The organism is Actinoallomurus soli, from assembly GCF_024055715.1.
In the GTDB taxonomy this organism is placed as follows: Bacteria; Actinomycetota; Actinomycetes; order Streptosporangiales; family Streptosporangiaceae; genus Actinoallomurus; species Actinoallomurus soli.
On sequence record NZ_JAMXMV010000007.1, the window covers coordinates 16343 to 40504 of the forward strand.

The window sequence follows — 24162 nt, forward strand, 5'->3', positions numbered from 1 at the left end:
CGCGGAGGGTGATGCGCAGTGACTGAATCATCCGTCTCGATGCCGGATGTCTGCTCACCGCACGAGTTCCGGTCGCTGATGTCGGAATTCCCCAGCGGGGTCGCCATCGTGACCACCCTGGATGACGACGGGCGGCCGTGGGGTATGACGTGCTCGGCGCTGTGCAGTCTCACGACGGCCCCGCCCACACTGCTGGTGTGTCTCCGCGCCGAGAGCCCCACCCTGGACGCCATCCTGCGGCGGGGAACCTTCGCGGTGAACCTCCTGCACGGCGGCTCGCAGTCCGTCGCCGAGCTGTTCAGCTCGAGGATGAGCGTCCCTGAGCGGTTCACGTCCGTGGACTGGTCGACCGGGCCGTCGGGACCGCATCTGACCGGGCACGCGCACGCGATAGCCGACTGCCGGGTCGCTCGCACGGCGGACGGGGGGAGCCATGTGATCCTCTTCGGGAGGGTCGGCTGCGTCACCCAGCACCGGGGACCCGGCCCGTTGCTCTACGGCCGGCGGCGGTATCGCAACTGGCCGGAGTAGGGGCCGCCGCTAGAGATCGAATACATACATGGCTGGAGAATGGCGGACATGTGGCAGACGCTGGGACCGTACCTCGGACTGTGCTTACTGATCACCATCACGCCGGGCCTGGACACCGCCGTGGTCATCCGCAACGTTCTCAAGGGCGGTACGTGGACCGGGCTGGCGACGGCTCTGGGGTGCGCCCTCGGGTTGTTCGTCCACGCGGTCGCGGTGGCTCTCGGCCTGGCGGGGCTGCTGCTGCGCAGCGAGACGACCTTCGAGGCGGTCAAGCTGACCGGAGCCGTGTTCCTCCTGCTTCTCGGCCTTCGCTCCCTGTGGTCGGCGTGGCGAGGAGCCCCGCCGGAGCCGGAGGACGTCGTCGCGGAACGCGCGCCGCGCCGGCTGTCTCCGCGCTCTCCCCTGGCACAGGGGCTGCTGACGAACCTGACGAACCCGAAGGCGTCACTGTTCTTCCTGGCCACCCTCCCCCAGTTCATCCCGGCCGACCGCGCCGGGGCCGCCATGCCGCTGGCCCTGGGGCTGGCGACGATCGCGGTGGCGTTCAGCCTCACCGGGCTGAGCCTGATCGCCCTGGGTCTCGGGAGGGTACGTCGCTGGCTCAACGCGCCGCGGTTCCACCGCGCGCAGGAGGGGATGCTCGGCATGACGCTGGTGGCCCTGGGACTCCGGGTCGCCCTCGAGTAGACGACGAGGACCGAGCGGAGGCGCCCCTGTGACCAGGGGCCCGCCCTGAGGCACGGACCCCTGGTCACAGGTCCTCGGTCAGAGGTACTGGCCGAGGCGCTCGTCCCGGTCGGCGGGGGCGTCGGTCTCCGGGAGGTCCTCCTGCCGGAGCAGCCGGATCTCCTCGTGGTCCGGCGCCTCCTGCCCGGTGATGCGCTGCGCCTGCAGGGCGACGGCGCGGTCCAGGATGTTCCGCATGAGCCGGGCGTTCCCGAACGACTCGCCGCGGGCCGCCGCGCGCAGCCGGGAGCGCACGGCGTCGAGCACGCCCTCGGCGACCTGGAAGCCGGCGTCGGCCGCCATCACCTCGAAGATCGCGACGAGCTCGTCATCGGTGTAGTCCGGGAACCGCAGGACGGTGGGGAAGCGCGAGGCGAGGCCCGGATTGAACTCCAGGAACCGCAGCATCGGCCCTTCGTAGCCCGCCACGATGACGACGAGGTCGGCGCGGTGCTCCTCCATGAGCTTGAGCAGCTCGGCGATCGCCTCGTGCCCGTAGTCGCGTCCGGAGTCGGCGGGCGTCAGGGCGTACGCCTCGTCGATGAACAGCACGCCGCCCAGCGCCCGCTCCACCGCCGCGCGCACCTTCGGCGCGGTCTGCCCGACGTACTCGCCGACGAGGTCGGCGCGGGAGACCTCGACCAGGTGCCCCGACGACAGCAGCCCCAGCTTGACATAGACCGCGGCCAGCAGCCGGGCCATGGTCGTCTTGGCCGTTCCGGGGTTGCCGGTGAACACCATGTGCCGCGTCGGTGAGGCGATCGGGATGCCGGCGTCACGGCGGAGCTGCTCGGCCTTGGCCTCGGCGACGAGCAGGCGCACCTCCTGCTTGACCGCGTCCAGGCCGATCAGCCGCTCGATCTCGGCGAGCGGGTCGCCGGGCAGGTCGATGTGGCCGCCGGCGGCCAGCGTGCCGGGGATGTCCTCGGCGAAGATCTCGTCGAGGGACTCGTCGTCGGTGAGCACGCCGTCGTCGAGGACGCGCCGCGACTGCATGGCCACGGCGCGGTCGAGCAGGTTGATCATCAGGCGGGCGTTCCCGGCGGCCCGGTCACGCGCCCCCGCGTGCACGAGGTCGCGGACCTTGTCGAGCACGCCCTCCCGCAGCGCGAAGCCCGCGTCGGCGGCCTTCGCCTGGAAGATCTCGATCAGCTCGTCCTCGGTGAGGTCCGGGAACCGCAGTTGCTTGGGGAAGAACGCCGCCAGCTCCGAGTCGCTCTTGAGCAGGCCGTTCATCGCGCCCTCGGGCCCGCACAGCACGACGATGAGGTCCTCCGGGTGGGACTGCACGGCGGCCAGCAGGACGTCGATCGCCTCCCGGTTGCGCGGGGAGTCGCCCGGCATGAGGTTGTGCGCGTCGTTGACGGCCAGCACGCCGCCGTGCGCGCGCTCCACCGCCCGGCGCACCCGCGGGCCGCTCTCGCTGACGTACTCGCCGACCAGGTCCGAGCGGTCCACCTCGACGAGGTGGCCGGAGGACAGCACGCCGAGGTCGGCGTAGATGCGGCCGAGGATCCGCGCGACCTTGGACTTGCCCGTACCGGAGTTGCCGGTGAAGACCAGGTGCCTCGGCCTGGCGGCGACCGGCATGCCCGCCTCGCGGCGCATCCGGGCGGCCTCGGCCTCGGCGACGAGCAGGCGCACCTCGTTCTTCACCGACTTCAGGCCCACGCACGCGTCGAGCTCGGCCATCGGGTCGGCGTCGGCGGCGCCGCCGGGGATGACCCGCTGCGGCAGGTCCGCGACCGCGACCTCCGTCTCCCCGCGGGCGGCCGCCGCCGCCACGCACTGCTCGGCGAGGTACTCCACGAGGCGCGCGCCCCGCAGGTTCAGCAGCGGCGGGGTACGGGACAGCAGCACCCCGGCGGTCACCGCGGCCTCCCGCGCGGCGGTCAGGCCGCGCCGTGCGACGGCCCGCCGGAACAGCTCCGCGTAGTCGTCCTCGGCGAACTCCCGGGTGCGGGCCACCCGGAAGTGCTGGTGCAGGGCCGGGTTCGCGTCGAAGATCCGCTCGTCGCCGCCCGTACGGCACGCCGCGACGACGTGCAGTTTCTGGTGGCGTTCGAGGACGCGGCGCAGCTCCTCGGCGAACGCGCCGCCGCACTGCTCGAGGGCGAGGATGCGGTCGAGACCCTCGATGACGAGGACCCGCCCTTCGAGGCACTCGCGCACCCGCGCCAGGAGGTACAGGATCGTGTCGCTGACGTGGAGGTTCGCGAACACCTGATCGGAGACCCAGACGGCCTCGCGCACGTCCCCGCGTTCGGTCAGGGTCTGCTCGATCACCCGGATCGCCGTGCCCTTGCCCGTCGCGTCGGGCCCGCTGAGCAGGAGGCGCACCGGCTGCGCGGACGCGCCGATCCGCAGGACGTCGGCGAGCGTCGTCACGACCTCCGGCTGGCCCACGAGGTCGGCGCCGGTGTCCTCGGCCGCCGTCGCGTTCCGCGCCTCCTCGGCGGGCGGCACGCCGGCGAACCGCGCGGTGAGCGGGTTGACGACCGTACGGGTGCGGAACAGGCGGCGCAGGTCCGTCTGGAAGCCGCGGACCGGCAGCCGGCTCTTCGGGCTGACGGCGCTGTCGGGCAGGCCCTGCGCGCACCCGGTGATCCGCAGGCCCATGTCCAGCCAGGCCCGGCAGGCGTCGGCCTCGCCCGCGACGAGGCCCCGCGCGAGCCAGGACCGCACCTCCGCCTGCCACGGGTCGGCGCGGAAGCCCTCCCGCAGGTGCTGGAAGCGCTCCTGAACGCTCTCGTACCGCTCGACGCCGACGGCGAACGCGAAATCCGCGGGCACCGCCTGCGCGTCGGCCTGCAGGAGCAGCCGGGCCAGCGCGGTCACCAGCGGGTCTCCGCCCGGGACGGCCGCGAGCAGACGCTCGTGCGCGGCGATCCAGCCGGCGCACGCCCAGGTGAGATAGCCGGTCGGCCCGGCCAGCTCCGGCAGCGCGGAGACGGTCTCGTCCGGCAGGTCCGACGCCCATGCCCGCTCCAGCTCGCCGTGCGGCGTGGTCAGGTCGCGGGCCCGTAGCTCCGGGTCCTCCGCGTGCCGGTCGAACAGCGCGATGAGTGCCCGGCGGCGCTCCTCGAGCGGCGTGACGCCCGCGAACACGTCGAGGGACTCGCGGCCGAGGGCGAACATCGTCTCCCGGAGCTCGACGTCGTCACCGGCGTTCTCCACCAGCCACAGGCCGGGCGGCCGCAGCCGGCCGCCCTGGCTGAACCAGGCGACCGGGTCGCGGACCGGCGGCTCGGGCTTGGCCAGGAACTGCGTGAGCAGCTCGTAGTCGATGTCACCGCGCGAGCCGGCCCGGATCGCCGCGGCGCCGAGCAGGAACGTGAGCAGGGACCACAGCTCCGCGCCCGCCGCGGAGGTGCCCGTGGCGTAGAAGTCGCTGAGCCCGCCGGTCAGCGCGCGGGCGCGCTCGTCGGCGTCGAACGCGCGGGCGCGCTCGCGGATCTCGTCGTACAACCCGTCGGGGACACGCCAGGGTCCGTACGAGTACACGTCCAGAACGGGTTCTTCGGTCAGCAGCAGTTCGAGGTGTTCCGGTAGGCGTGGGGGGCTCACGAGGTAGACCTTACGACCGACCGGAGGAAGGCCGCAGCCCTCCGGAGATCCGCCCGGCCGGGACCGCCCGAACGACCCGCCAGCGCCCGCGGCGAAACGCGGCCCGCGTCGAGCCATGAGCCGCGGCGAGCCGTACTCCGTAGCGCACCCTGCTCCGCGGCGCGCCGTCAACCGTTGTGGCTCGTGTCAGCGCTTCCAGCGGGGACGGCCGGACGGGCCGGCCTCCCGGTGCTCCGCCGCGATGCGCAGCGGGCCGGACGGGCGCGGCGGCTGTTCGGGCTCGGGCTCCGCCTCGGCGGGCAGCGACAGGGTGAAGCCGATCTCCGCGGGCCGCCGTTCGAGTGCCTCGAGGTCCTCCACCGGCACCAGGGCCGCGAGCGGCTTGCCGTGCCGGGTCAGGAGGACCCTCTCGCCGGTGTAGCCGACACGGTTGACGAGCTCCGCCAGGTCGGCGCGGGCCTGCGTCACTGGGACCTCTCGTGTCATGCAGCGATTCTATCATTCTGTACGTTCTTGCTATTCTGTACAGAACTCGCCGGCGCAGGAGCGCGCCGGCTCGCGGACACCCGCCACGCGCGCAGGGGGCGTGTGGCAGCGAAGGAGCGCCGATGGACTTCCCGACTCTCGAACCACGCGCACGGGTCACCGAGATTCCGCAGGACATCCACTCCCAGCAGCTCTTCCAGCGGCTGCTCGACCAGCGGATCGTCTTCATCGGCTCGGAGATCGACGACGACCTGGCCAACCGGGTGTGCTCCCAGTTGCTGCTCCTCGCCGCCCAGGACGGGGAGCGCGACATCAAGATCTTCATCAACTCGCCGGGCGGGTCGATGGACGCGATGTTCGCCATGTTCGACGTGATGAGGTACCTGCCGAACGACGTCTCGACGGTCGCGCTGGGCATGGCCGCCTCGGCCGGGCAGTTCCTGCTGACGGCGGGCACGCGCGGCAAGCGCTACGCGCTGCGCAACACGCGGATCATGATGCACCAGCCGTCCGGCGGCATCCGGGGCACCGCCTCCGACATCCGCATCCAGGCCGAGCAGAGCGTGCACATGAAGCACCGCTTCCTGCAGCTCATCGCCGAGCACACCGGCCGGCCGTACGAGCAGATCGAGCACGACGCCGACCGCGACCGCTACTTCACCGCCGAGGAGGCCCGCGAGTACGGCCTCATCGACCACGTCGTCACCAGCGCCGTCGAGGCCGGAGGTGTGGCCCCGTGAGGAACGCAACGGCCCGGTACATCCTGCCGTCCTACGTCGAGCGCACGTCGTACGGGATGAAGGAGAGCAACCCGTACAACAAGCTGTTCGAGGAGCGCATCGTCTTCGTCGGCGCGCCCATCGACGACACCCTCGCCAACGACGTCATCGCGCAGCTCATCGCGCTGGAGGGGATGGACCCGGACCGGGTCATCAGCCTCTACATCAACTCCCCCGGCGGCTCGCTCACCGCGATGACGGCGATCTACGACACGATGCAGTTCGTCAAGCCGCAGATCGAGACGACGTGCATCGGCCAGGCCGCCTCGGCCGCCGCCGTGCTGCTCGCCGCGGGCGCCACCGGCAAGCGCGCCGCGCTCCCGCACTCGCGGATCGTGATCCACCAGCCGAGCACCGAGGGCGGCTACGGCCAGACCAGCGACATGGAGATCCAGGCCAACGAGATCATCCGGCTGCGCGAGCAGCTGGAGACCATCCTGGCCCGGCACACCGGCCGCCCGGCCGAGCAGGTCCGCGCCGACATCGAGCGGGACCGGTACCTCACGGCCGAGGAGGCACGGGAGTACGGCCTGATCGACGAGATCATCACGAGCCGCAAGCCGGGTTAGGTACGTCCGCGTCGAGGATCTCCGTCGTCGGGGCACGGAGATCCTCTACGCGGGCGCGCCGCGCAGGAGGATCGGGGCCGAGGATCCTCGTCGTCGGAGCGGCGAGGATCCTCGGCGCAGAGTCTCAACGGCGCCGGACGGCGCGCAGAACCGTGTCGTGGACGGTGACCTCGTTGCCGTCGGGGTCCGTGGCCGGGCGGGGGCGGGCCTCGGCGGCGACGACGTCCCACCGGCCGGAGTCGAGGCAGGCCACGACGTCCTCGGCGGTGAAGAACAGCTCCGGGAGCGGCGGGCGCCCGACCGTGGTCTCCAGGTCCGACGGGTGATGGCCGACGACGAGCAGCGAGCCGCCCGGCGCGACGGCCGCCGCCATCCGGCGGAAGAACGCCGCGCGCTCCTCCGCCAGGTGGACGTAGTGGGTGGAGACCAGGTCGAATCTCCGCTCGGGCGGTGCCCAGGCGGTCAGGTCGGCCTGCAGCCAGTCGATCCGGCCCGCGGCGCCGGCGTCGAAGGCCTCGGCGTGCTCCCGCGCGCGGCGCAGCGCGGTGGCGGCGAAGTCCACCGCCGTGACCCGCCAGCCGCGGGAGGCGAGCCAGACGGCGTCGGCGCCCTCACCGCACCCCGCGTCCAGGGCCGTGCCGGGCGTGAGGTCCCCGGCCTCCGCGACGAGCTGCGGGTTGGGCCGCCCGCTCCAGACGTGGGTATGGCCGGCGTAACGCTCTTCCCAGAAGTCCTGGCCGAACTGCTCGGACATGGTGGATTCCCCTTCGTTCTTCACAGGCCGTGACGACGGTCGCCCATCGCCTGTTCGCAGAGGCGTGCCTCGGACTCGGCCGAGAAGGGGTCCCGGCGGGCGGCGACCGCCCGACGGGTCTCCTCGGCGATGAGGTCCGCGTTGATCTGGGCTCCGGCCATGGTGCCCGCCGCGGCGGCGGCGCCGACCTGGGCGGCCGGGTCGGCGACGTTCCCGGCGGCCCACACTCCGGGCACGTCGGTACGGCCGGTGGCGTCGGCGGGGAGGTACTGGCCGATCCCCGCCGGATGGTCCGATGGCCGCAGCCCGAGCCCGGCGAGGAAGTCCGCGCGCACCGCGATCCGGGACGCGACCGCGAGCGCCTCGCGCCCGACGACCGTGCCGTCGCTCAGCCGTACTCCCACCAGGCGATCGTCGGCGATCTCCAGCGCGGCGACCTCGCCGGGGACGATCTCGATGCCCCGGGCGGTCAGCTCCTCCGTCTGCTCGCCGGTCGGCGCCACGGTGTGGGAGAAGAACACGACGTCGGCGCTCAGCTGCCGGAACAGCATCGCCTGGTGGACCGACATCGGACCGGTGGCCAGCACGCCGATGGCCTGGTCACGGACCTCCCAGCCGTGGCAGTACGGGCAGTGGACCACGTCCCGGCCCCAACGTTCGCGCAGTCCCGGGACGTCCGGCAGCTCGTCGACCGCGCCCGTGGCGACCAGCAGCCGGCGCGCCCGGACCGCCCGGCCGTCCGTCAGGGTCACCGCGAACCCGTCCTCCTCGCGGGCGACCGCGCCGACCTCGCCGGGCACCACCTGGCCGCCGTACCCGCGGACCTCCGCCCGGCCGCGCTCCAGCAGCTCGGCCGGCGGGATCCCCTCACGGGCCAGCAGCGCGTGCACGCCCGAGGCCGGGGCGTTGCGCGGCGAACCCGCGTCGATCACCAGCACCGACCGCCGCGACCGGGCCAGCGTCACCGCCCCGCTCAGCCCCGCCGCGCCACCGCCGATCACCACCGCGTCATAGTCGTCTCTCAACAGATCGGTCACGTCGACCACCTCCACCGCGAGGATGCGAGATCCTTGGCCGGAATCGCAAACGTTGTTGCGGTTCTGGCAAACTGGTGGCATGGACGACGACCTCGATCAGGCACTCGGGGCGGTCGGGCCCCGGCTACGCGCCCTGCGGCGCCAGCGGGAGACCACGCTCGCGGAGCTGTCGGCGGCGACCGGCATCTCGGTGAGCACCCTGTCCCGGCTGGAGTCCGGGGCCCGCCGGCCGACCCTGGAGCTGCTGCTCCCGCTCGCCAGGGCCCACGGCGTCACGCTCGACGAGCTCGTCGACGCCCCGCCCACCGGCGACCCGCGCATCCACCTGCGGCCGATCGAGCGCAACGGCATGACGCTGCTGCCGCTGACCCGCCGGGCCGGCGGCATCCAGGCGTACAAGACCATCATCCCGGCGGGCAGCCCCCGCCGGGAGCCCGAGCTGCGGACCCACGAGGGCTACGACTGGGTGTACGTCCTCAACGGACGGCTGCGGATCGTCCTCGGCGACCAGGACCTGGTGCTCTCCCCCGGGGAGGCGGCCGAGTTCGACACGCGGGTGCCGCACTGGTTCGGCGCCGCCGACGCCGAGGCGGTCGAGTTCCTCAGCCTCTTCGGCCGGCAGGGCGAACGCGCCCACCTCCGCGCCCGTTCGAAGGGAGGCGGCTCCGCCTAGCCGGCGACGGCGGGCCTGAGCACCTCCTCGCACCACTGGCGGAAGCCGGTCGGAGTCGTGGATCGCGGCGTACGCGGCTGCGCGCGGTACAGACCCCGGTCGACCGCGGCGGCCATGTCGACGAGGCCCTGCGCCCAGGCCTCGCTCACCCCGTTCCGTACGAGAGTGGCCTTGTACGCCTCACCGGAGATCCGCTGGAAGCGGATCGGCCGCCCCAGCACCTCCGACATGATCCGCGCCATGTCGTTCGGCGACAGGTCCTCGGGCCCGAGGACCGGGACGCCGTCCTGCCCGCTCCAGGAGTGGTCGAGCAGGAGCTCGGCCGCGACGGCGGCGATGTCGCGGGTGGCGCACGTCGGGTTCTTCCGGTCCGGGGACAGCGTGAGGAAGAGGGCGCCCTGGTTCTTGAGCGCGCCGACCTGCTGCAGCGTGTTCTCCATGAAGCCGGGCATCTGCAGGGCCCGGTAGTTCGCGCCGGTGCTCTCGATCAGCTCGTCCATGGTGAGTGACGCGGAGATCTGCCCGGCGTTCTGGGCGACGCCGCGGCCCAGGGTCGAGACGCCGACGACCCGCTGCACCCCCCGGCTCTCAATGGCCTCGCAGAACGGCCGGGTGAAGCCGAGGATGTGCCCTTCGACGCTGTCGGCCCGGGGGTCGGGGGGCACGAGCCAGAAGACGGAGTCGGCGCCGTCCAGGGCCGCGGCGAGGACGTCGAGGCGGTTGTGCGAACCCGCCACGACCTCGACCTGCTCGCGCACTCGGGGAGAGAGGCGGGAGGGGTCGCGCGCGATGACACGGACCGGCTCTCCGCCCTCCAGGACGTTGTCGAGGACCTGCCGGCCGATCTGTCCGGTGGGCGTGGTGATGACGATCATTGGCTCTCCAGGAAAGGGGGATCACACGGACGTCCGCGTCCGCGTCCGCGTCGGCGTCGGCGTCGGCGTCGGCGTCGGCGTCGGCGTCGGCGTCGGCGTCGGGTGGAGCGGATCGCGGGACGGCACTGAGCAGTCAATCCGGCCGCGGCGGGAACCTGAAGGATCGATCCGGTCCCCATTGATACTCTGGCGATATGAATGACCTGGAGTCGCGCGAGCTCCGGTACTTCGTCGCGGTCGCCGAAGAGCTGCACTTCGGGCGCGCCGCCCAGCGGCTGGGCATGGCGCAGCCCCCTCTCTCCCGGGCGATCCGCGAGCTGGAGCGCAGGCTGGGCGTACGGCTGCTCGAGCGCACCACCCGTCAGGTGCGCCTCACGGCGGCCGGCGAGGTCCTCCTGCGGGACGCCCGGACCGCCCTCGACGCGATCAGCGCCGCCGGCCGGCGGGCCCGGAACGCCGGGCGGCCCGCACCGCTGCTGCGGCTCGCGCTCAAGGCCGACAACGACGCCGACCTGCTGCCACGGATCCTCTCCGCGTACGAGCGCGAGAGCGCGGCGATCGACGTCGAGCTGGTGCTCGGCGGCCGGGGCGAGCAGGCGCCGGCGCTACGCGACGGGCGGGCCGACGTCGCGCTGCTCGTCAGCCCCTTCGACGACCGCGGCCTGGACGTCGAGCCGCTACTGACCGAACCCCGCCTGGCCGCCCTGGCGGCGAGCGACCCCCTCGCCGTCCGCCCGTCCCTGCGGCTGGCGGACCTCGCCGGGCGGAGCCTCCCGGACGGGACCCTCGTCGGGGAGGGCGGGTCGCCGCGCTCGCGGGTTCACACCGATGAGAGCGCTTCTGCGCGGCCACGGACGGCACCGCGCGAGCTCACGGCCGGAACCCGGCAGCCGCTCTCGGACATCACCCAGATCTTCCGGCTGGTAGAGCTGGGGCGCATGGTCTGCTTCCTTCCGGCCTGGGTGACGCGGCGTTACCCGCTGCCCGGAATCGCCTACCGGCCGGTCGCGGACCTGGAACCGGCCACACTCGCCGTCGCCTGGCCCCGGGACGCACACTCGCCGGCGGTCGCCGCCTTCATCCGCGCCGCCACCTCGGTGATACATCCCGTGGGGTGATCCCCGGCCTGCGCTGCGCCCTGGAGGCGGCATACGCCAGGGATCACCCCACGGACGGCATTGGCCGCCTACGTGGCATCCGTACGCACACCTAAGGTTGATCTCGACAACCTGCAAGCAGCGGCGTTGACTCCGGGCGAATCCACGAAGCTCATCGCCGCCGTCGCCGAGGAGTAGCCCGCCCATGGCCGTCCACGAGGATGAATCGAAGCCGCTCTCATGGCGTAAGAGCCTCCGCAGCGGCGACGCGAGCGATTGTGTCGAGGTCACCGTCGTCGAGTCGGCCGGCCGGTGATGCGCACGCTGACGACCGAGCGGCTCGTTCTGCCGCCCTGGGATGACCGGTTCGAGGAGGACCTGTGCCGGTTGAGCGCTGATCCGCGGATCGCCCGGTACCTCGGGGACGGGCGGCCGTGGGATCGTGCACGCGCCCTGACGCGGCACCGGGAGGTTCTGGCGCACTGGGTCGAGCACGGCTTCGGCTGGCGCGGCATCCTTCTCCGTGACGGGGGTGACGAGCGGACCCTCGGGGTGGCGGCGCTGAACCGTCTCCGCCGGAGCGTGCCGGGAATCGAGGAGCCCGTCATCGAGATCGGATGGTGGGTCGATCCGCGCTACTGGGGAATGGGGCTCGCCACCGAGGCCGCGGCCGCGCTCCGCGACGAGGCGTTCACCGACCACGGCGCCGAGCGGCTCGTCGCGCTGTACCAGCCCGCGAACCACGCCTCCGGCAACGTCATGCGCAAGATCGGCATGTCACGCCACGGTGACACCACCGGCCCGTACGGCGAGGCCGTTCGCGTCTACGTCCTCGACCGCTCCGACTGGGCCGCCGCGCGCTGTTCCTGACCGCGCCGCTGACGGCACGACTGACGAAGCATGACCGTTTTATACCGTCTCTTGACCTTTATGATCGTTCGGCACCATAGTCCCTGAGGTGAGCCTCCTCCCACATCGACTTAACGTCGAGTTTCGCGTGCCTCGTACGCATTGGCGTGCGGGGCCGCGATCGAAGCTGATCAGAGCCGGCCTCGCGCTGGCCGGCGTCGCCGGCCTCGTGGTCGCCGCTTCCTCCCCCGCGACCGCATCCGCGCCCGGGCAGCAGGCCGGCCAACACGCGGTCGAGTCGGGCGACGCCCGGTTCGAGGTCCTCTCCCCCACGCTGATCCGGATGGAGTACGCCGGCGACGGCGCCTTCACCGACGCGGCCACCTTCAACGCCGTGGGACGGGACGCCTTCGGACGGACCCCGTTCACCAAGAAGGTCGAAGACGGCTGGCTGACCATCGACACCGGGCCGGTGAAGCTGCGGTACAAGGTCGGCTCCGGCCCGTTCACCGCGGACAACGTCTCCGTGCGGCTGCGGTCCGGCGACCAGAAGGTGATCGCGCACCCGACCTTCCCCGGAGCGGCCACCTGCGTCGCCGGAACCCTGTGTGAGGGCGAGGGGGCCCTGCTTCAGGGCGGCGTGTCCGTCGCCCGGGACCACACTGGATTCACCGGCACCGGGTTCGCCGCCGGGTTCGAGAGCGTGGGCGGGTCGCTCGCCTACACGCTCGACGTGCCGAAGGACGGCGACTATGACCTGCGCGTGCGCTACGCCAACAACCAGGGCGGCGACGGGAAGATAACGACCCGTACGCTGAGCGCCGCCATCGACGGCGGAACGCCGGCGACGCTGACGATGCCGTCCACCGCGAACTGGGACACCTGGGCGTTCACCTCCGTCCCGGGGCTGCACCTGACCGCCGGCCGGCACACGCTCGTGATCTCCCGGACCGCGAACGACTCGGGCCAGGTGAACATCGACAGCCTGGCGCTGACGGCCCCCGGCGCGCCGTACCCGACGGCGGCGCCACCGGTCGCCTGCGACTACGGCACCGTGTGCGAGGCCGAGGCCGGCACGCTCGCCGGCGGCGCGACACAGGCCGCCGACCACAACGGCCACTCCGGTGACGGGTTCGTCGCGGGGCTGGAGCGGGCGGGTCCGTCCGACACCGTCACCGTGCGGAACGTTCCCGCCGACGGCACCTACTCCCTGCAGGTCCGGTACGCGAACGGCGGCGGAACGCAGCGGACGATCTCGACGGCCGTCAACGGCGGGACCGCCACGACGGCGAATCTCGCCCCGACGGCCGACTGGGACAGCTGGTCGACGGCCGTCATCCCGGTGACCCTGACCAAGGGCACCGACACGATCGCGCTCGGCTGCCCGACGGCGGACAGCTGCCACGTCAACCTCGACACCGTCGCCGTCGCCCCGGCCTCCTCGGCGATCCTGCCGGCGCACAGCCCCCTCGGCGGATACCGGCGCGGCCTCGACGGCGTCAACGGCAGCGCGCTGACCACGCCCGGCCTGCTCTACCGCGACGGGTGGTACCTGCTCGATGACACGCCCTCGGCCATCTTCGACCCGGACACCCGGACCGTGCACGCGCGGCCGGGCCATGACGGCAAGTCCTACCAGGACGGCTACCTGTTCGGGTACGGCCAGGACTACAAGCAGGGCCTGTCGGATTTGAAGACGCTGACCGGACCGTCGATGCTCCTGCCCCGGTGGGCGTACGGCATCTGGTTCTCCGAGTACTACGACTTCACCGCCGCCGAGTACGAGAACGACCTCCTGCCGAAGTTCCGGTCGGAGGGCGTCCCGCTGGACGTCCTGGTCACCGACACGGACTTCAAGGCGCCGACCGCCTGGAACGGCTGGGAGATCAACGACCAGAAGTTCCCCGACCCGGCGGCGTTCTTCGCCTGGGAGCACGCGCAGGGCCTGCACAGCGCGCTGAACATCCACCCGAGCATCCAGAGCGGCGACCCGGCCTACGCGCAGGCGCAGGCCACGGCCAAGAACAAGCTGACGCCCTCGAACTGCCAGGCGCCCTCCGGGCAGACCTGCTACACGTTCGACTGGGGCGACCCGGACCAGCTCGCCGCCTACTTCGGCCTGCACAAGAGCGCCGAGAAGCAGGGCAACGACCTGTGGTGGCTGGACTGGTGCTGTGAGAACTCCCAGTCCTCGCTGGCCGGCGTGACGCCCGACGCGTGGATCAACCAGCAGTACGCCGACGACACCGCCAAGCGCGTCGGGCGGGGCTTCGCCTTCTCCCGGGCGTACGGCTCCCTGCAGGCGGCGGGCTACAGCGGTCAGGCGCCGGTGCCGACGGGCCCGTGGGCGGACAAGCGCACCACGCTCCACTTCACGGGGGACACCACCTCGAGCTGGGACACCCTGAAATTTGAGGTCGGCTACACGCCGGGCGAGTCCGCCGCCACGGGACTGTCGCCGGTCAGCCACGACATCGGCGGGCACAACGGTGGAGCCAAGCTCGCCGACGACCTGTACGTCCGGTGGATGCAGATGGCGGCGTTCCAGCCGATCCTGCGACTGCACAGCAACCACGGCGCCCGGCTGCCGTGGCAGTACGGCGACCAGGCCCGCGTCGCGGCCGACAAGTTCCTCAACCTCCGCGAGAACCTCGTCCCCTACACCTACACGCTGGCCAAGGAGGCCACCGACACCGGCGTCCCCGTCGTCCGGGCCACCTACCTGGAGTACCCGGACCAGCAGGGCGCCTACGACGCAGCGGGACGGGAGTACTTCTACGGCTCGAACGTGCTCGTGGCCCCGGCCACCTCGTCCGGCACGACGGCCACCACGTCGGTGTGGTTCCCGCCGGGACAGTGGACCGACTACTTCACCGGCAAGACCTACACCGGCCCCTCGACCCAGAACGTCACGACGGACTGGAACGCGATGCCGGTGTTCATCAAGGCCGGCGGAATCCTGCCCACACGGACGGACAACGTCACCAACGACGAACAGAACCCGCTGACCAAGGTCACGGTGAACGTCGCCGGCGGCACCGACAGCGTCTTCCGCCTCTACGAGGACGACGGCCACTCCACCGACCCGAACGCCTCGGCCACCACCACGATCCGGTACACCGAACACGGCGGTGACCACAGCCTCCGGATGGCACCGCCCCAGGGCAAGTTCACGGGCCAGGTGACCAAGCGGCAGTGGACGGTCGTCTTCTACGCCGCGACCAAGCCGACGACCGTCCAGGTCGACGGTAAGGCGGCACCCCAGGGCAGCTGGACGTACGACGACGGCAAGGGAACCCTGACGGTCACCCTCCCCGCCCGGACGACCCGCGCCGGAACGACGGTCGACTACCGCTGACCCGGCTGAGTCGATCATTGGCGCCCGCCGCCTTCCCAGGGCGGCGGGCGCCGGTGTTCCGCGCCGTGATCGATCCCCGGGGGAGGGACCCCGTTCTCTTAGGGAAATGGGCGCCATCGGAAGAGGGGAATGGACGGGTGACCGATTTAGACCAGCTATTGACGAATCTGATCATTTGACCCCATAGTCCACAGGTGAGCCTCCTCCCCCATCTGCCTCGTGGCAGAGTGCGCCATCGGCGCATGCATCGGCGCGCCGGAGCCGGGTCCATGGCGATCCGAGCCGGTCTCGCGCTGGCCGGCGTGGCCGGCCTGGTAGTCGCCGCCTCCTCACCCGCGACCGCATCCCCACCAGGACAGCGAGCCGACAAGCACGCGGTCCAGTCGGGCGACGCCCGGTTCGAGGTCCTGTCCCCCACGCTGATCCGGATGGAGTACGCCGGCGACGGCGCCTTCACCGACGCCGCGACGTTCAACGCCGTCGGGCGGGACGGCTTCGGGCACACCCGGTTCACCAAGAAGGTCGAAGACGGCTGGCTGACCATCGACACCGGGCCGGTGAAGCTGCGGTACAAGGTCGGCTCCGGCCCGTTCACCGCGGACAACGTCTCCGTGCAGGTGCGCGCCGCCGACCAGAAGGTGACCGCGCATCCGACCTTCCCCGGAGCGGCCACCTGTGCCACCGACACCCTCTGTGAGGCGGAGCGGGGCCTGCTCCAAGGGGTGAGCGTCGCCTCGGACCACGCGGGGTTCACCGGCACCGGGTTCGCCGCCGGATTCGAGAGCACCGGCGGATCGCTCGCCTACACCCTCGACGTGCCCAAGGACGGCACGTATGACCTGCGCCTGCGCTACGCCAACAGTCAAGGCGGCGACGGGAAGACCACGACCCGTACGCTGAGCGCCGCCATCGACGGCGGAACGCCGGCGACGCTGACGATGCCGACGACCGCGAACTGGGACACCTGGGCGTTCACCTCCGCGCCGGGGCTGCACCTGACCGCCGGCCGGCACACGCTCGTGATCTCCCGGACCGCGAACGACTCGGGCGACGTGAACATCGACAGCCTGGCGGTGACGGCGCCCGGCGCGCCGTACCCGACGGCGGCGCCATCGACCGTCTGCGACTACGGCACCGTGTGCGAGGCCGAGGCCGGCGCGCTCGCCGGCGGCGCGAGGCTCGCCGCGGACCACAACGGCCACTCCGGTGACGGGTTCGTCGCCGGGCTGGAGCGGGCGGGCGCGTCCGACACCGTCACGCTGCAGAACGTCCCCGCCAACGGCTCGTACGGGCTGCAGGTCCGCTACTCGAACGGCGGCGGAACCTCCCGGACCATCTCCACGGCGGTGAACGGCGGAACGGCGACGACGGCGAATCTCGCGCCGACCGCCGACTGGGACAGCTGGTCGACGGCCGTCATTCCGGTGACCCTGACCAAGGGCACCGACACGATCGCGCTCGGCTGCCCGACGGCGGACAGCTGCCACGTCAACCTCGACACCGTCGCCGTCGCCCCGGCCGGAGCGCCGGTGCTGCCGGCGCACAGCCCCCTCGGCGGGTACCGGCGCGGCCTCGACGGCGTCAACGGCAGCGCCGTCACCACGCCCGGCCTGCTCTACCGCGACGGGTGGTACCTGCTCGATGACACGCCCTCGGCCATCTTCGACCCGGAGACCCGCACGGTCCACGCGCGGCCCGGGCACGACGGCAAGCCCTACCAGGACGGCTACCTGTTCGGGTACGGCCAGGACTACAAGCAGGGCCTGTCGGACCTGAAAACGCTGACCGGACCGTCGGAGCTGCTGCCCCGGTGGGCGTACGGCATCTGGTTCTCCGAGTACTACGACTTCACCGCCGCCGAGTACGAGAACGACCTCCTGCCGAAGTTCCGCTCGGAGCGCGTCCCGCTGGACGTCCTGGTCACCGACACGGATTACAAGGCGCCCGCCACCTGGGACGGCTGGCAGATCGACACCAACAAGTTCCCGGACCCGGCGGCGTTCTTCGCCTGGGAGCACGCGCAGGGCCTGCACAGCGCGCTGAACATCCACCCGAGCATCGCAAGCGGCGACCCGCAATACGCGCAGGCGCAGGCCACGGCCAAGGGCAAGCTGGACGTCTCCGGCTGCGGAGCGCCTTCCGGGCAGACCTGCCACGTGTTCGACTGGGGAGACCCGGACCAGCTCTCGGCCTACTTCGACCTGCACAAGAAGATGGAGCAGCAGGGCAACGACCTGTGGTGGCTGGACTGGTGCTGTGACAGCTCCCAGTCGTCGCTGGCGGGCGTCACGCCCGACGCGTGGATCAACCAGCAGTACGCCGACGACACCGCCAAGCGCGTCGGGCGCGGGTTCGCCTTCTCCCGGGCGTACAGCTCCCTGCAGGCCTCGGGTTACAGCGGTCAGGCGCCGGTGCCGACCGGTCCGTGGGCGGACAAGCGCACGACGGTGCACTTCACCGGGGACACCGCCTCCAGCTGGGACACCCTGAAGTTCGAGGTCGGCTACACGCCGGGCGAGTCCGCCGCCACCGGCCTGTCGGCGGTCAGCCACGACATCGGCGGGTTCAACGGCCCGTCCCATCTCGCCGACGACCTGTACGTGCGCTGGGTGCAGATGGCGGCGTTCCAGCCGATCCTGCGGCTGCACAGCAACCACAGTGACCGGCTGCCGTGGCAGTACGGCGACCAGGCCCGCACGGCGGCGGAGAAGTTCCTGAACCTCCGTGAAGACCTCGTCCCGTACACCTACACGCTGGCCAAGGAGGCCACCGACACCGGCGTGCCGGTCGTCCGGGCCACGTACCTGGAGTACCCGGACGAGCAGGGCGCCTACGACGCTTCTGCCCGGGAGTACTTCTACGGCTCGAACGTGCTCGTGGCCCCGGCCACCTCGTCCGGCACGACGGCCACCACGTCGGTGTGGTTCCCGCCGGGACAGTGGACCGACTACTTCACCGGCAAGACCTACACCGGCCCCTCGACCCAGAACGTCACGACGGACTGGAACGCGATGCCGGTGTTCATCAAGGCCGGCGGAATCCTGCCGACGCGGACCGACAACGTCACCAACGACGAACAGAACCCGCTGACCAAGGTCACGGTGAACGTCGCCGGCGGCACCGACAGCGTCTTCCGCCTCTACGAGGACGACGGCCACTCCACCGACCCGAACGCCTCGGCCACCACCACCATCCGCTACACCGAACACGGTGGCGACCACAGCCTCCGGATGGCACCGCCCCAGGGCAGGTTCTCCGGCCAGGTGACCAAGCGGCAGTGGACGGTCGTCTTCTACGCCGCGACCAAGCCGACGGCCGTCCAGGTCGACGGTAAGGCGGCGCCCCAGGGCAGCTGGACGTACGACGACGGCAAGGGGACCCTGACGGTCGCCCTCCCCGCCCGGACGACCCGCGCCGGAACGACGGTCGACTACCGCTGATCCGAGGCGAGCACCGCTCAGATCGATCACTGGCGCCCGCTGCCTGTCGAAAGGCGGCGGGCGCCAGTGCCATCTGCGGTGAGACCTGCCCGGTCAGCAGTTCTGCTTGTAGAGGTACTTGGCGATGTCGGGCTGGTCCACGTTGTCCTTGGTGACCGCCACGAGCTGCGTCTTGATCTGCTTGGTCACCGGCTTCCCGTTCAGGGCGGCGACGGCCTGGTCGATGCCCTGACGGCCGATGTCCAGCGGCTCCTGGCTGATCAGCGCCTGGATCGTGCCGGCGCGCAGGTCCTCGACCTGCTTCGGGCTGGCGTCGAACTCGATCAGCTTCACCGTGCCGGTCTTCTTGGCCTGCTTGAGCGCGGCCCCGGCACCCTCACCGGTGACGAGGTTGGAGGCGAAGATCCCGGCCAGATCCGGGTCCTTCGACAGCTCGCCGTTCATGATCTCGGTGGCCTTGCCCGCGTCGTCGCCGGGGTACTGCTCCGAGACGAGCTTGATGTTCGGATGCTTGGCGATCTCCTCCTTGAAGCCGGTGACCCGGTCGTCGGTCGTCGCGATGCCCTTCTTGGGGGCCAGCACGACGACCTTGCCCTTGTCTCCGATCTGCCCGGCCAGCGTCCGGGCGGCGAGTTGCCCGCCGAGCCGGTTGTCCGAGGAGATCCGCGACAGGCCGAGCGACGGGTCGGACAGGTCGGTGTCCACGAAGATCACCTTGCTGCCGTTGCCGGCGAGCTGGCGGACCGGACCGGCCATCGCGTCCTTGTCGACGGGCGCGATCAGCACGGCCTTGGGCCGGGAGGCGGCGACGGAGGTGACGACCTGCGTCTGCTGGGCGACATCCCACTGCGCGGGCGCCTGAACGCTGAGCTGGACACCCTGCTTGGCCGCCTCGGCCTTCGCTCCGCAGTACATGGAGATGTAGAACGGCTCGTTCGCGATGCCCTGGATCAGGGTGATCTTCTTGGGTCCGCTCGAGCCGCCGGACGAGGAGTCCGAGCAGGCCCCGGTCACGGCGAGCGCGAGCACCGATGCCACGACGATGTACCTGTTCACCACGTGCCTCCCTCTATTCGCGTTCTCGCGCCCGACGGCGCAACTGGTCGAAGTAGACGGCGACGACCAGGACGGCTCCGACCGCCACGTCGAGCCAGAACCGCTGTGCCCCGAGGATGATGAGACCGTTGCGCAGGACGCCGGGGATCAGCACGCCGATCACCGTCCCGCCGATGCCGCCGACGCCGCCGAACAGGCTGGCCCCGCCGATGACGACCGCGGCGATCGCGCCGAGGTTGTCGGAGGTGTGGCTCGCGATCGTCGTGGTGCTGTAGTGCGCCAGGGACAGCACCCCGGCGACCCCGGACAGCAGGCCCGACAGCGCGTACACCTTGATCAGGTGCCGGTCGACCTTGATGCCGACCCGCCGCGACGCCTCGGCGTTGGAGCCGATGGCGTAGGTGTGCCGGCCGAACCGCGACAGCGCGAGCAGCAGCCCGAACAGCACCGCGATCAGGCCCGCGATGACGACCAGCCACGGCACTCCCGCGACGAGCCCGAACCCGATGACGTTGGACAGCTTCGCCGGGATCCGGTTGACGTCGCTTCCGTTCGTGATGACCTGCGCGAGGCCGAGCGACACGCCCAGCGTGCCGAGCGTCGCGATCAGCGGGGGGACCTTCGCCTTGGCGACCAGGAGGCCGTTGACGATCCCCCACCCGAGGCCGCAGCCGACGCCCGCGAGCGCGCCGAGGAGGATCCCGCCCCAGCCCGCCGTCGTGCCGCCCAGGGCCACCATCGTCTTGGCCGCCACGACGCCCGAGAACACCAGGATCGAGCCGACCGACAGGTCGATCCCGGCGGTCACGATGACGTACGTCATGCCGACCGCGAGCACGAGCAGGATCGCCGACTCGGTCAGGACGCCCCGGATGTTGAACGTCGTGGCGAACTCCGCCGGCTTGAGCACCGCGAAGAACAGGAACAGCACCACCAGGACGGCCAGCGTCCACAGCGTGTTGTTGCGCAGCAGCGCCGCGCCCCGTCCCCTGCCCCCGTCCGCCGTGTCGTCGTACGACTCCGTCATGGAGTTCATGCGGCGTCCTCCTGGTCCAGGCCGCCGGTCATGGCGGAGACGAGTTCCTCGACGGTGGTGTCGGCGGCGGTGAGACGGGCGACGCGGCGGCCGAGTCGCAGGACCTCGATCCGGTCGGCGACGGCCAGGACCTCCGGCATGTTGTGGCTGATCAGGATGACGGTGACGCCCCGGTCGCGGACCCGGCGGATCAGGTCGAGGACCTGTTCGCGCTGGACGACGCCGAGGGCCGCCGTCGGCTCGTCCATGAACACCACCTTCGACGCCCAGGCGACGGCCCGCGCGACCGCGACGCACTGACGCTGGCCGCCGGACAACTGCCGGACGGGCGCGGACATGTCCGGCAGCCGGATGCCGAGCTCGTCGAACGCCTCGGCGGCCCTCCGGCGCATCGCACCGCGGTCGAGCAGGCGCAGCGGCGGAAAGCGGGTGATCTCGCGGCCGAGGAAGAGGTTCGCGGCCGCGTCAAGGTCGTGGGCGAGCGCGAGATCCTGGTACACCGTCTCGATGCCGCGCCGCTGCGCGTCCACGGGACCGGCGAACTCCACGGGCCGGCCGTCGAGGAGGATCTCGCCGGCGTCCGGTCGCAGCGCGCCGGACAGCGTCTTGACCAGGGTGCTCTTTCCGGCACCGTTGTCGCCGATCAGGGCGACGACCTCGCCGGGGTGGGCGGTGAAGGCGGCCCCGCGCAGGGCCTGGACGTGGCCGAAGCGCTTGGTGACGCCCCGTGCCTCCAGTAGCGGATCTGTCAACGGTGCACCTTCCCTTGGGTCAGATCGGCGGCGACTCCCCCGAGCCACGGACGATGAGGCGGGTCGGCAGCAGCACGCGCTGCGGCGGCAGGTCCTCGCCGTCCATTCGACGGCACAGCAGTTCGGCGGCGCGGCGGCCCATCTCGGCCGGGTAGTGCGCCACGACGGTGACGGGCGTGGCCAGCATGTCGGCCAGTTCGAAGTCGTCGAAGCCGACGAGGGCGGTGGTCCTGCCGGCCGCCTGGATGGCGCGCAGCGCGCCGATGGTCAGGCGGTTGTTGCCGGCGAACACGGCCGTGGGCGGGTCGCCGAGGGCCAGCAGCTCGGCCGTCGCGGCCTCCGCCCCCGCGACGTCGTGCGGGCCGAGGCGGACGAGTGACTCGTCGACCGGGATGCCGTGGGCCTGGAGCGCCTCGTCGTAGCCGCGGCGGCGCTCGCGTGCGGTGAAGATGCCGGGCAGGTCGGCGAGGCAGGCGATGCGGCGGTGCCCGTGCGCGATGAGGTGCTCGACGGCGGACCGGGCTCCGCCGACGTTGTCGATCAGGACGACGTCGGCCCGGATGGCCTCCTCGGGCGGGCGGTCCATGAAGACCGCCGCGGTGCCCATGTTCAGCTCGGGGATCAGGTAGCGGTGGTCGGCGGCGGAGGGCACGACGAGGAGCCCGTCGACGCGGCGCTCGCACAGGGACCGGATGAGGTGCCGCTCGCGGGCCGGGTCCTCATCGGAACAACCGGAGATGACGAACAGGTCGTGGAGGCGCGCGACCTCCTCCACGCCGCGCGCGATCTGCGAGTAGAAGGGGTTGGCGACGTCCTTGATCACCAGGCCGAGACTGCGGGTGCGCTTCCCGCCGCGCAGGGCGCGCGCGATGTCGTTGCGCCGGAACCCCAGCGCCGAGATGGCCTCGTTGACCTTCTCCGCCGTGTCCGGGCGGACGCCCACCTCGCCGTTGACGACGCGGGAGACGGTCTTGAGACTCACCCCGGCGTGCCGCGCGACGTCCCGCATGGTCGGACGCATGCGCCCCCTTCGATCCAGGCTCGGTCCACTGAGACGACAACGTTGTCATCTCATCCCCCGTAACGCGCGTCAAGAGTAACGCCCGTCAAAGGCCACGGCTGGCCGGGACGAGGCCTGCGGCCGAAGGCACGGACGACCCGACGAGATCATCCGCCGACGGTCGCCGGACGGCTCAGAAGGGCAGCAGGTCCGGCCGCTTGGCGGCGATCCGGTCGCCCGACGACTCGCCCCGCAGCCGCCGCTGGATCCAGGGCAGGAAGTACGTGCGCGCCCACCGCAGGTCGGCCTTCCGTGAGGTCAGCCAGTCGACGGACGGCACGGGCGGCCACGGATCGCGCCAGTCGCCCGTCACGGGCACGCCCAGCGCCTCGCAGGCGGCGAGCCCGACCCGGCGGTGCCCCTCCGGGGACAGGTGCAGCCGGTCCTCGGCCCACGCCCGGGGGTCGAGGAGCTGCCGCATCGACCACAGGTCGACGAGATGGCAGTCGTGCCGGTCCGCGATGGCCCGCAGGTGCAGGTTGAACATCGCGGCCCTGCCGCGGATCCGGCGCAGGACCGGTACGTCACGCGTGTCGAACCCGGTGAAGATCAGCACGTCGGCGCCGGTGGCGCGCAGGCTCCGTACGGCGTCGTTGAACACCACGGCGAGCGCGTCAGGGTCGGCCCCGGGGCGGAGCAGGTCGTTGCCTCCGCCCGCGAACGTGATCAGGTCGGGACGCAGTTCGACCGCGCGGGGCACCTGCTCGTCGACGATCTGCCGGAGCAGCCTGCCGCGCACGGCGAGGTTGGCATAGCGAAGGCCCGGCCCGGCGGCGGCGAGGTGCTCGGCGAGCCGGTCGGCCCAGCCGCGGTATCCCGCGGCCGGGGCCGGGTCTTCCAGACCCTCCGTGAAACTGTCGCCGATGGCGACATAGGAGGTGTACGTCGAGGATTCAGTCACTCCGACCATGATGCAACACGCGGTCATCGGGCCGTCAACCGGCCTAGTGGTTGATGGGCACGCCTCTCGCGCGCATGCTCAGCGCGTGCTCGACGAGCGTGATCAGCGTCATCTTGGTCGACTCGCGGTTCCGGGCGTCGCAGGTGACGATCGGGACGTGCTGCCCGATCGTCAGCGCCTCGCGCACGTCCTCGATCCCGTGGCTGTACACCCCGTCGAAGCCGTTGATGCCGACGACGAACGGCAGCCCGGACTCCTCGAAGTAGTCCACCGCCGGGAAGGCGTCGGCCAGCCGGCGGGTGTCGACCAGCACGACCGCGCCGATCGCGCCCTTCACCAGGTCGTCCCACATGAACCAGAACCGGTGCTGACCGGGCGTGCCGAACAGGTACAGGATGAGTTCCTGGTCGAGGCTGACCCGGCCGAAGTCCATGGCCACGGTCGTGGTCGTCTTGTCCGGCGTGGCGGAAAGGTCGTCGACCCCGGTGCTGGCCGATGTCATCACGGCCTCGGTCGTCAGCGGCATGATCTCTGAGACCGAGCCGACGAAGGTCGTCTTCCCGACGCCGAAGCCACCTCCGACGATGATCTTTACGGAGGTCATGCCGGGCGAAGC

Annotated in this window: 20 protein-coding genes; 9 read left to right on the plus strand and 11 right to left on the minus strand. The window is 71.5% G+C overall.

Going from position 1 to position 24162, the window contains the following annotated elements; all coding sequences use genetic code 11:
• Positions 1-18 precede the first annotated feature (18 nt).
• Both NDW01_RS18845 and NDW01_RS18850 read left to right on the plus strand, forming a co-directional pair.
• The gene (locus NDW01_RS18845; RefSeq protein ID WP_252822313.1) at positions 19-531 is read left to right on the plus strand and encodes a flavin reductase family protein; all 513 of its coding nucleotides are present in this window, start codon (positions 19-21) and stop codon (positions 529-531) included.
• 48 nt (positions 532-579) lie between these two features.
• Positions 580-1218, plus strand: coding sequence for a LysE family translocator (locus NDW01_RS18850; protein WP_252822315.1), 639 nt, complete (start codon positions 580-582; stop codon positions 1216-1218).
• A 78-nt stretch (positions 1219-1296) separates the two neighbouring features.
• On the opposite strand, the gene NDW01_RS43870 is transcribed toward NDW01_RS18850, so the two are convergent.
• Both NDW01_RS43870 and NDW01_RS18860 read right to left on the minus strand, forming a co-directional pair.
• Positions 1297-4824, minus strand: coding sequence for an AAA family ATPase (locus NDW01_RS43870; protein WP_252822317.1), 3528 nt, complete (start codon positions 4822-4824; stop codon positions 1297-1299).
• Between the two features lie 186 nt (positions 4825-5010).
• On the minus strand, positions 5011-5310 hold the full coding sequence (locus NDW01_RS18860; protein WP_252822319.1) for a type II toxin-antitoxin system Phd/YefM family antitoxin: 300 nt from the start codon (positions 5308-5310) through the stop codon (positions 5011-5013).
• 122 nt (positions 5311-5432) lie between these two features.
• Between NDW01_RS18860 and NDW01_RS18865 the strand changes: the two genes are divergently transcribed.
• A complete protein-coding gene (locus NDW01_RS18865) occupies positions 5433-6050 on the plus strand; it encodes a ClpP family protease (RefSeq protein ID WP_252822321.1) in 618 nt (205 codons plus the stop codon).
• Entirely contained in the window at positions 6047-6658 is a 612-nt protein-coding gene (locus NDW01_RS18870; RefSeq protein WP_308211733.1) for an ATP-dependent Clp protease proteolytic subunit, read from the plus strand. Before NDW01_RS18865 ends, NDW01_RS18870 begins: the two co-directional genes overlap by 4 nt.
• A 124-nt stretch (positions 6659-6782) precedes the next feature.
• Here the strand turns inward: NDW01_RS18870 and NDW01_RS18875 are convergent, their stop codons facing one another.
• Positions 6783-7412 carry a class I SAM-dependent methyltransferase gene (locus tag NDW01_RS18875; protein ID WP_252822323.1) on the minus strand — a complete coding sequence of 210 codons (630 nt, stop codon included), beginning with the start codon at positions 7410-7412 and terminating at the stop codon, positions 6783-6785.
• A 20-nt stretch (positions 7413-7432) separates the two neighbouring features.
• Positions 7433-8464: an NAD(P)/FAD-dependent oxidoreductase gene (locus tag NDW01_RS18880; protein ID WP_406567735.1), complete on the minus strand. Its 1032-nt coding sequence runs from the start codon at positions 8462-8464 to the stop codon at positions 7433-7435.
• Positions 8465-8528: 64 nt separating this feature from the next.
• On the opposite strand from NDW01_RS18880, the gene NDW01_RS18885 reads away from it, so the two are divergent.
• Positions 8529-9122 (plus strand): helix-turn-helix domain-containing protein, encoded by a 594-nt coding sequence (locus NDW01_RS18885; RefSeq protein ID WP_252822327.1) that lies wholly within the window; start codon positions 8529-8531, stop codon positions 9120-9122.
• On the opposite strand, the gene NDW01_RS18890 is transcribed toward NDW01_RS18885, so the two are convergent.
• Positions 9119-9997: an NmrA family NAD(P)-binding protein gene (locus tag NDW01_RS18890; RefSeq protein WP_252822329.1), complete on the minus strand. Its 879-nt coding sequence runs from the start codon at positions 9995-9997 to the stop codon at positions 9119-9121. The genes NDW01_RS18885 and NDW01_RS18890 overlap by 4 nt on opposite strands.
• Positions 9998-10191: 194 nt before the next feature.
• Here NDW01_RS18890 and NDW01_RS18895 point away from each other — a divergent pair, with 194 nt between their 5' ends.
• The 4 genes from NDW01_RS18895 to NDW01_RS18910 all read left to right on the plus strand — a co-directional run bounded on the left by NDW01_RS18895 (position 10192) and on the right by NDW01_RS18910 (position 18741).
• Positions 10192-11115: a LysR family transcriptional regulator gene (locus tag NDW01_RS18895; protein WP_252822331.1), complete on the plus strand. Its 924-nt coding sequence runs from the start codon at positions 10192-10194 to the stop codon at positions 11113-11115.
• A 294-nt stretch (positions 11116-11409) separates the two neighbouring features.
• Positions 11410-11964, plus strand: coding sequence for a GNAT family N-acetyltransferase (locus NDW01_RS18900; protein ID WP_252822333.1), 555 nt, complete (start codon positions 11410-11412; stop codon positions 11962-11964).
• Between the two features lie 127 nt (positions 11965-12091).
• Positions 12092-15301 carry a TIM-barrel domain-containing protein gene (locus NDW01_RS18905; protein WP_252822335.1) on the plus strand — a complete coding sequence of 1070 codons (3210 nt, stop codon included), beginning with the start codon at positions 12092-12094 and terminating at the stop codon, positions 15299-15301.
• Positions 15302-15570: 269 nt separating this feature from the next.
• A complete protein-coding gene (locus tag NDW01_RS18910) occupies positions 15571-18741 on the plus strand; it encodes a TIM-barrel domain-containing protein (RefSeq protein ID WP_252822337.1) in 3171 nt (1056 codons plus the stop codon).
• A gap of 93 nt (positions 18742-18834) precedes the next feature.
• Here the strand turns inward: NDW01_RS18910 and NDW01_RS18915 are convergent, their stop codons facing one another.
• The 6 genes from NDW01_RS18915 to NDW01_RS18940 form a co-directional block, all read right to left on the minus strand.
• Complete coding sequence (locus NDW01_RS18915; RefSeq protein WP_252822339.1) at positions 18835-19797, minus strand: ABC transporter substrate-binding protein; 963 nt, start codon at positions 19795-19797, stop codon at positions 18835-18837.
• Positions 19798-19810: 13 nt separating this feature from the next.
• Positions 19811-20833, minus strand: coding sequence for an ABC transporter permease (locus tag NDW01_RS18920; RefSeq protein ID WP_252822341.1), 1023 nt, complete (start codon positions 20831-20833; stop codon positions 19811-19813).
• Positions 20830-21585, minus strand: coding sequence for an ATP-binding cassette domain-containing protein (locus tag NDW01_RS18925; RefSeq protein ID WP_252778340.1), 756 nt, complete (start codon positions 21583-21585; stop codon positions 20830-20832). The genes NDW01_RS18920 and NDW01_RS18925 overlap by 4 nt, the downstream gene beginning before the upstream one ends.
• Before the next feature lie 19 nt (positions 21586-21604).
• Entirely contained in the window at positions 21605-22606 is a 1002-nt protein-coding gene (locus NDW01_RS18930; protein WP_252822343.1) for a LacI family DNA-binding transcriptional regulator, read from the minus strand.
• Between the two features lie 172 nt (positions 22607-22778).
• Positions 22779-23555: an SGNH/GDSL hydrolase family protein gene (locus NDW01_RS18935; protein WP_406567736.1), complete on the minus strand. Its 777-nt coding sequence runs from the start codon at positions 23553-23555 to the stop codon at positions 22779-22781.
• Between the two features lie 34 nt (positions 23556-23589).
• The gene (locus NDW01_RS18940) at positions 23590-24150 is read right to left on the minus strand and encodes a GTP-binding protein (RefSeq protein ID WP_252778343.1); all 561 of its coding nucleotides are present in this window, start codon (positions 24148-24150) and stop codon (positions 23590-23592) included.
• Between the last annotated feature and the right edge of the window lie 12 nt (positions 24151-24162).

Coding starts and splice junctions, on each gene's coding strand:
- NDW01_RS18850 (WP_252822315.1), top strand. CDS start 580: ATGTGGCAGACGCTGGGACCGTACCTCGGACTGTGCTTACTGATCACC.
- NDW01_RS18860 (WP_252822319.1), bottom strand. CDS start 5,310: ATGACACGAGAGGTCCCAGTGACGCAGGCCCGCGCCGACCTGGCGGAG.
- NDW01_RS18865 (WP_252822321.1), top strand. CDS start 5,433: ATGGACTTCCCGACTCTCGAACCACGCGCACGGGTCACCGAGATTCCG.
- NDW01_RS18875 (WP_252822323.1), bottom strand. CDS start 7,412: ATGTCCGAGCAGTTCGGCCAGGACTTCTGGGAAGAGCGTTACGCCGGC.
- NDW01_RS18885 (WP_252822327.1), top strand. CDS start 8,529: ATGGACGACGACCTCGATCAGGCACTCGGGGCGGTCGGGCCCCGGCTA.
- NDW01_RS18890 (WP_252822329.1), bottom strand. CDS start 9,997: ATGATCGTCATCACCACGCCCACCGGACAGATCGGCCGGCAGGTCCTC.
- NDW01_RS18895 (WP_252822331.1), top strand. CDS start 10,192: ATGAATGACCTGGAGTCGCGCGAGCTCCGGTACTTCGTCGCGGTCGCC.
- NDW01_RS18900 (WP_252822333.1), top strand. CDS start 11,410: ATGCGCACGCTGACGACCGAGCGGCTCGTTCTGCCGCCCTGGGATGAC.
- NDW01_RS18910 (WP_252822337.1), top strand. CDS start 15,571: ATGGCGATCCGAGCCGGTCTCGCGCTGGCCGGCGTGGCCGGCCTGGTA.
- NDW01_RS18920 (WP_252822341.1), bottom strand. CDS start 20,833: ATGAACTCCATGACGGAGTCGTACGACGACACGGCGGACGGGGGCAGG.
- NDW01_RS18930 (WP_252822343.1), bottom strand. CDS start 22,606: ATGCGTCCGACCATGCGGGACGTCGCGCGGCACGCCGGGGTGAGTCTC.
- NDW01_RS18935 (WP_406567736.1), bottom strand. CDS start 23,555: ATGGTCGGAGTGACTGAATCCTCGACGTACACCTCCTATGTCGCCATC.
- NDW01_RS18940 (WP_252778343.1), bottom strand. CDS start 24,150: ATGACCTCCGTAAAGATCATCGTCGGAGGTGGCTTCGGCGTCGGGAAG.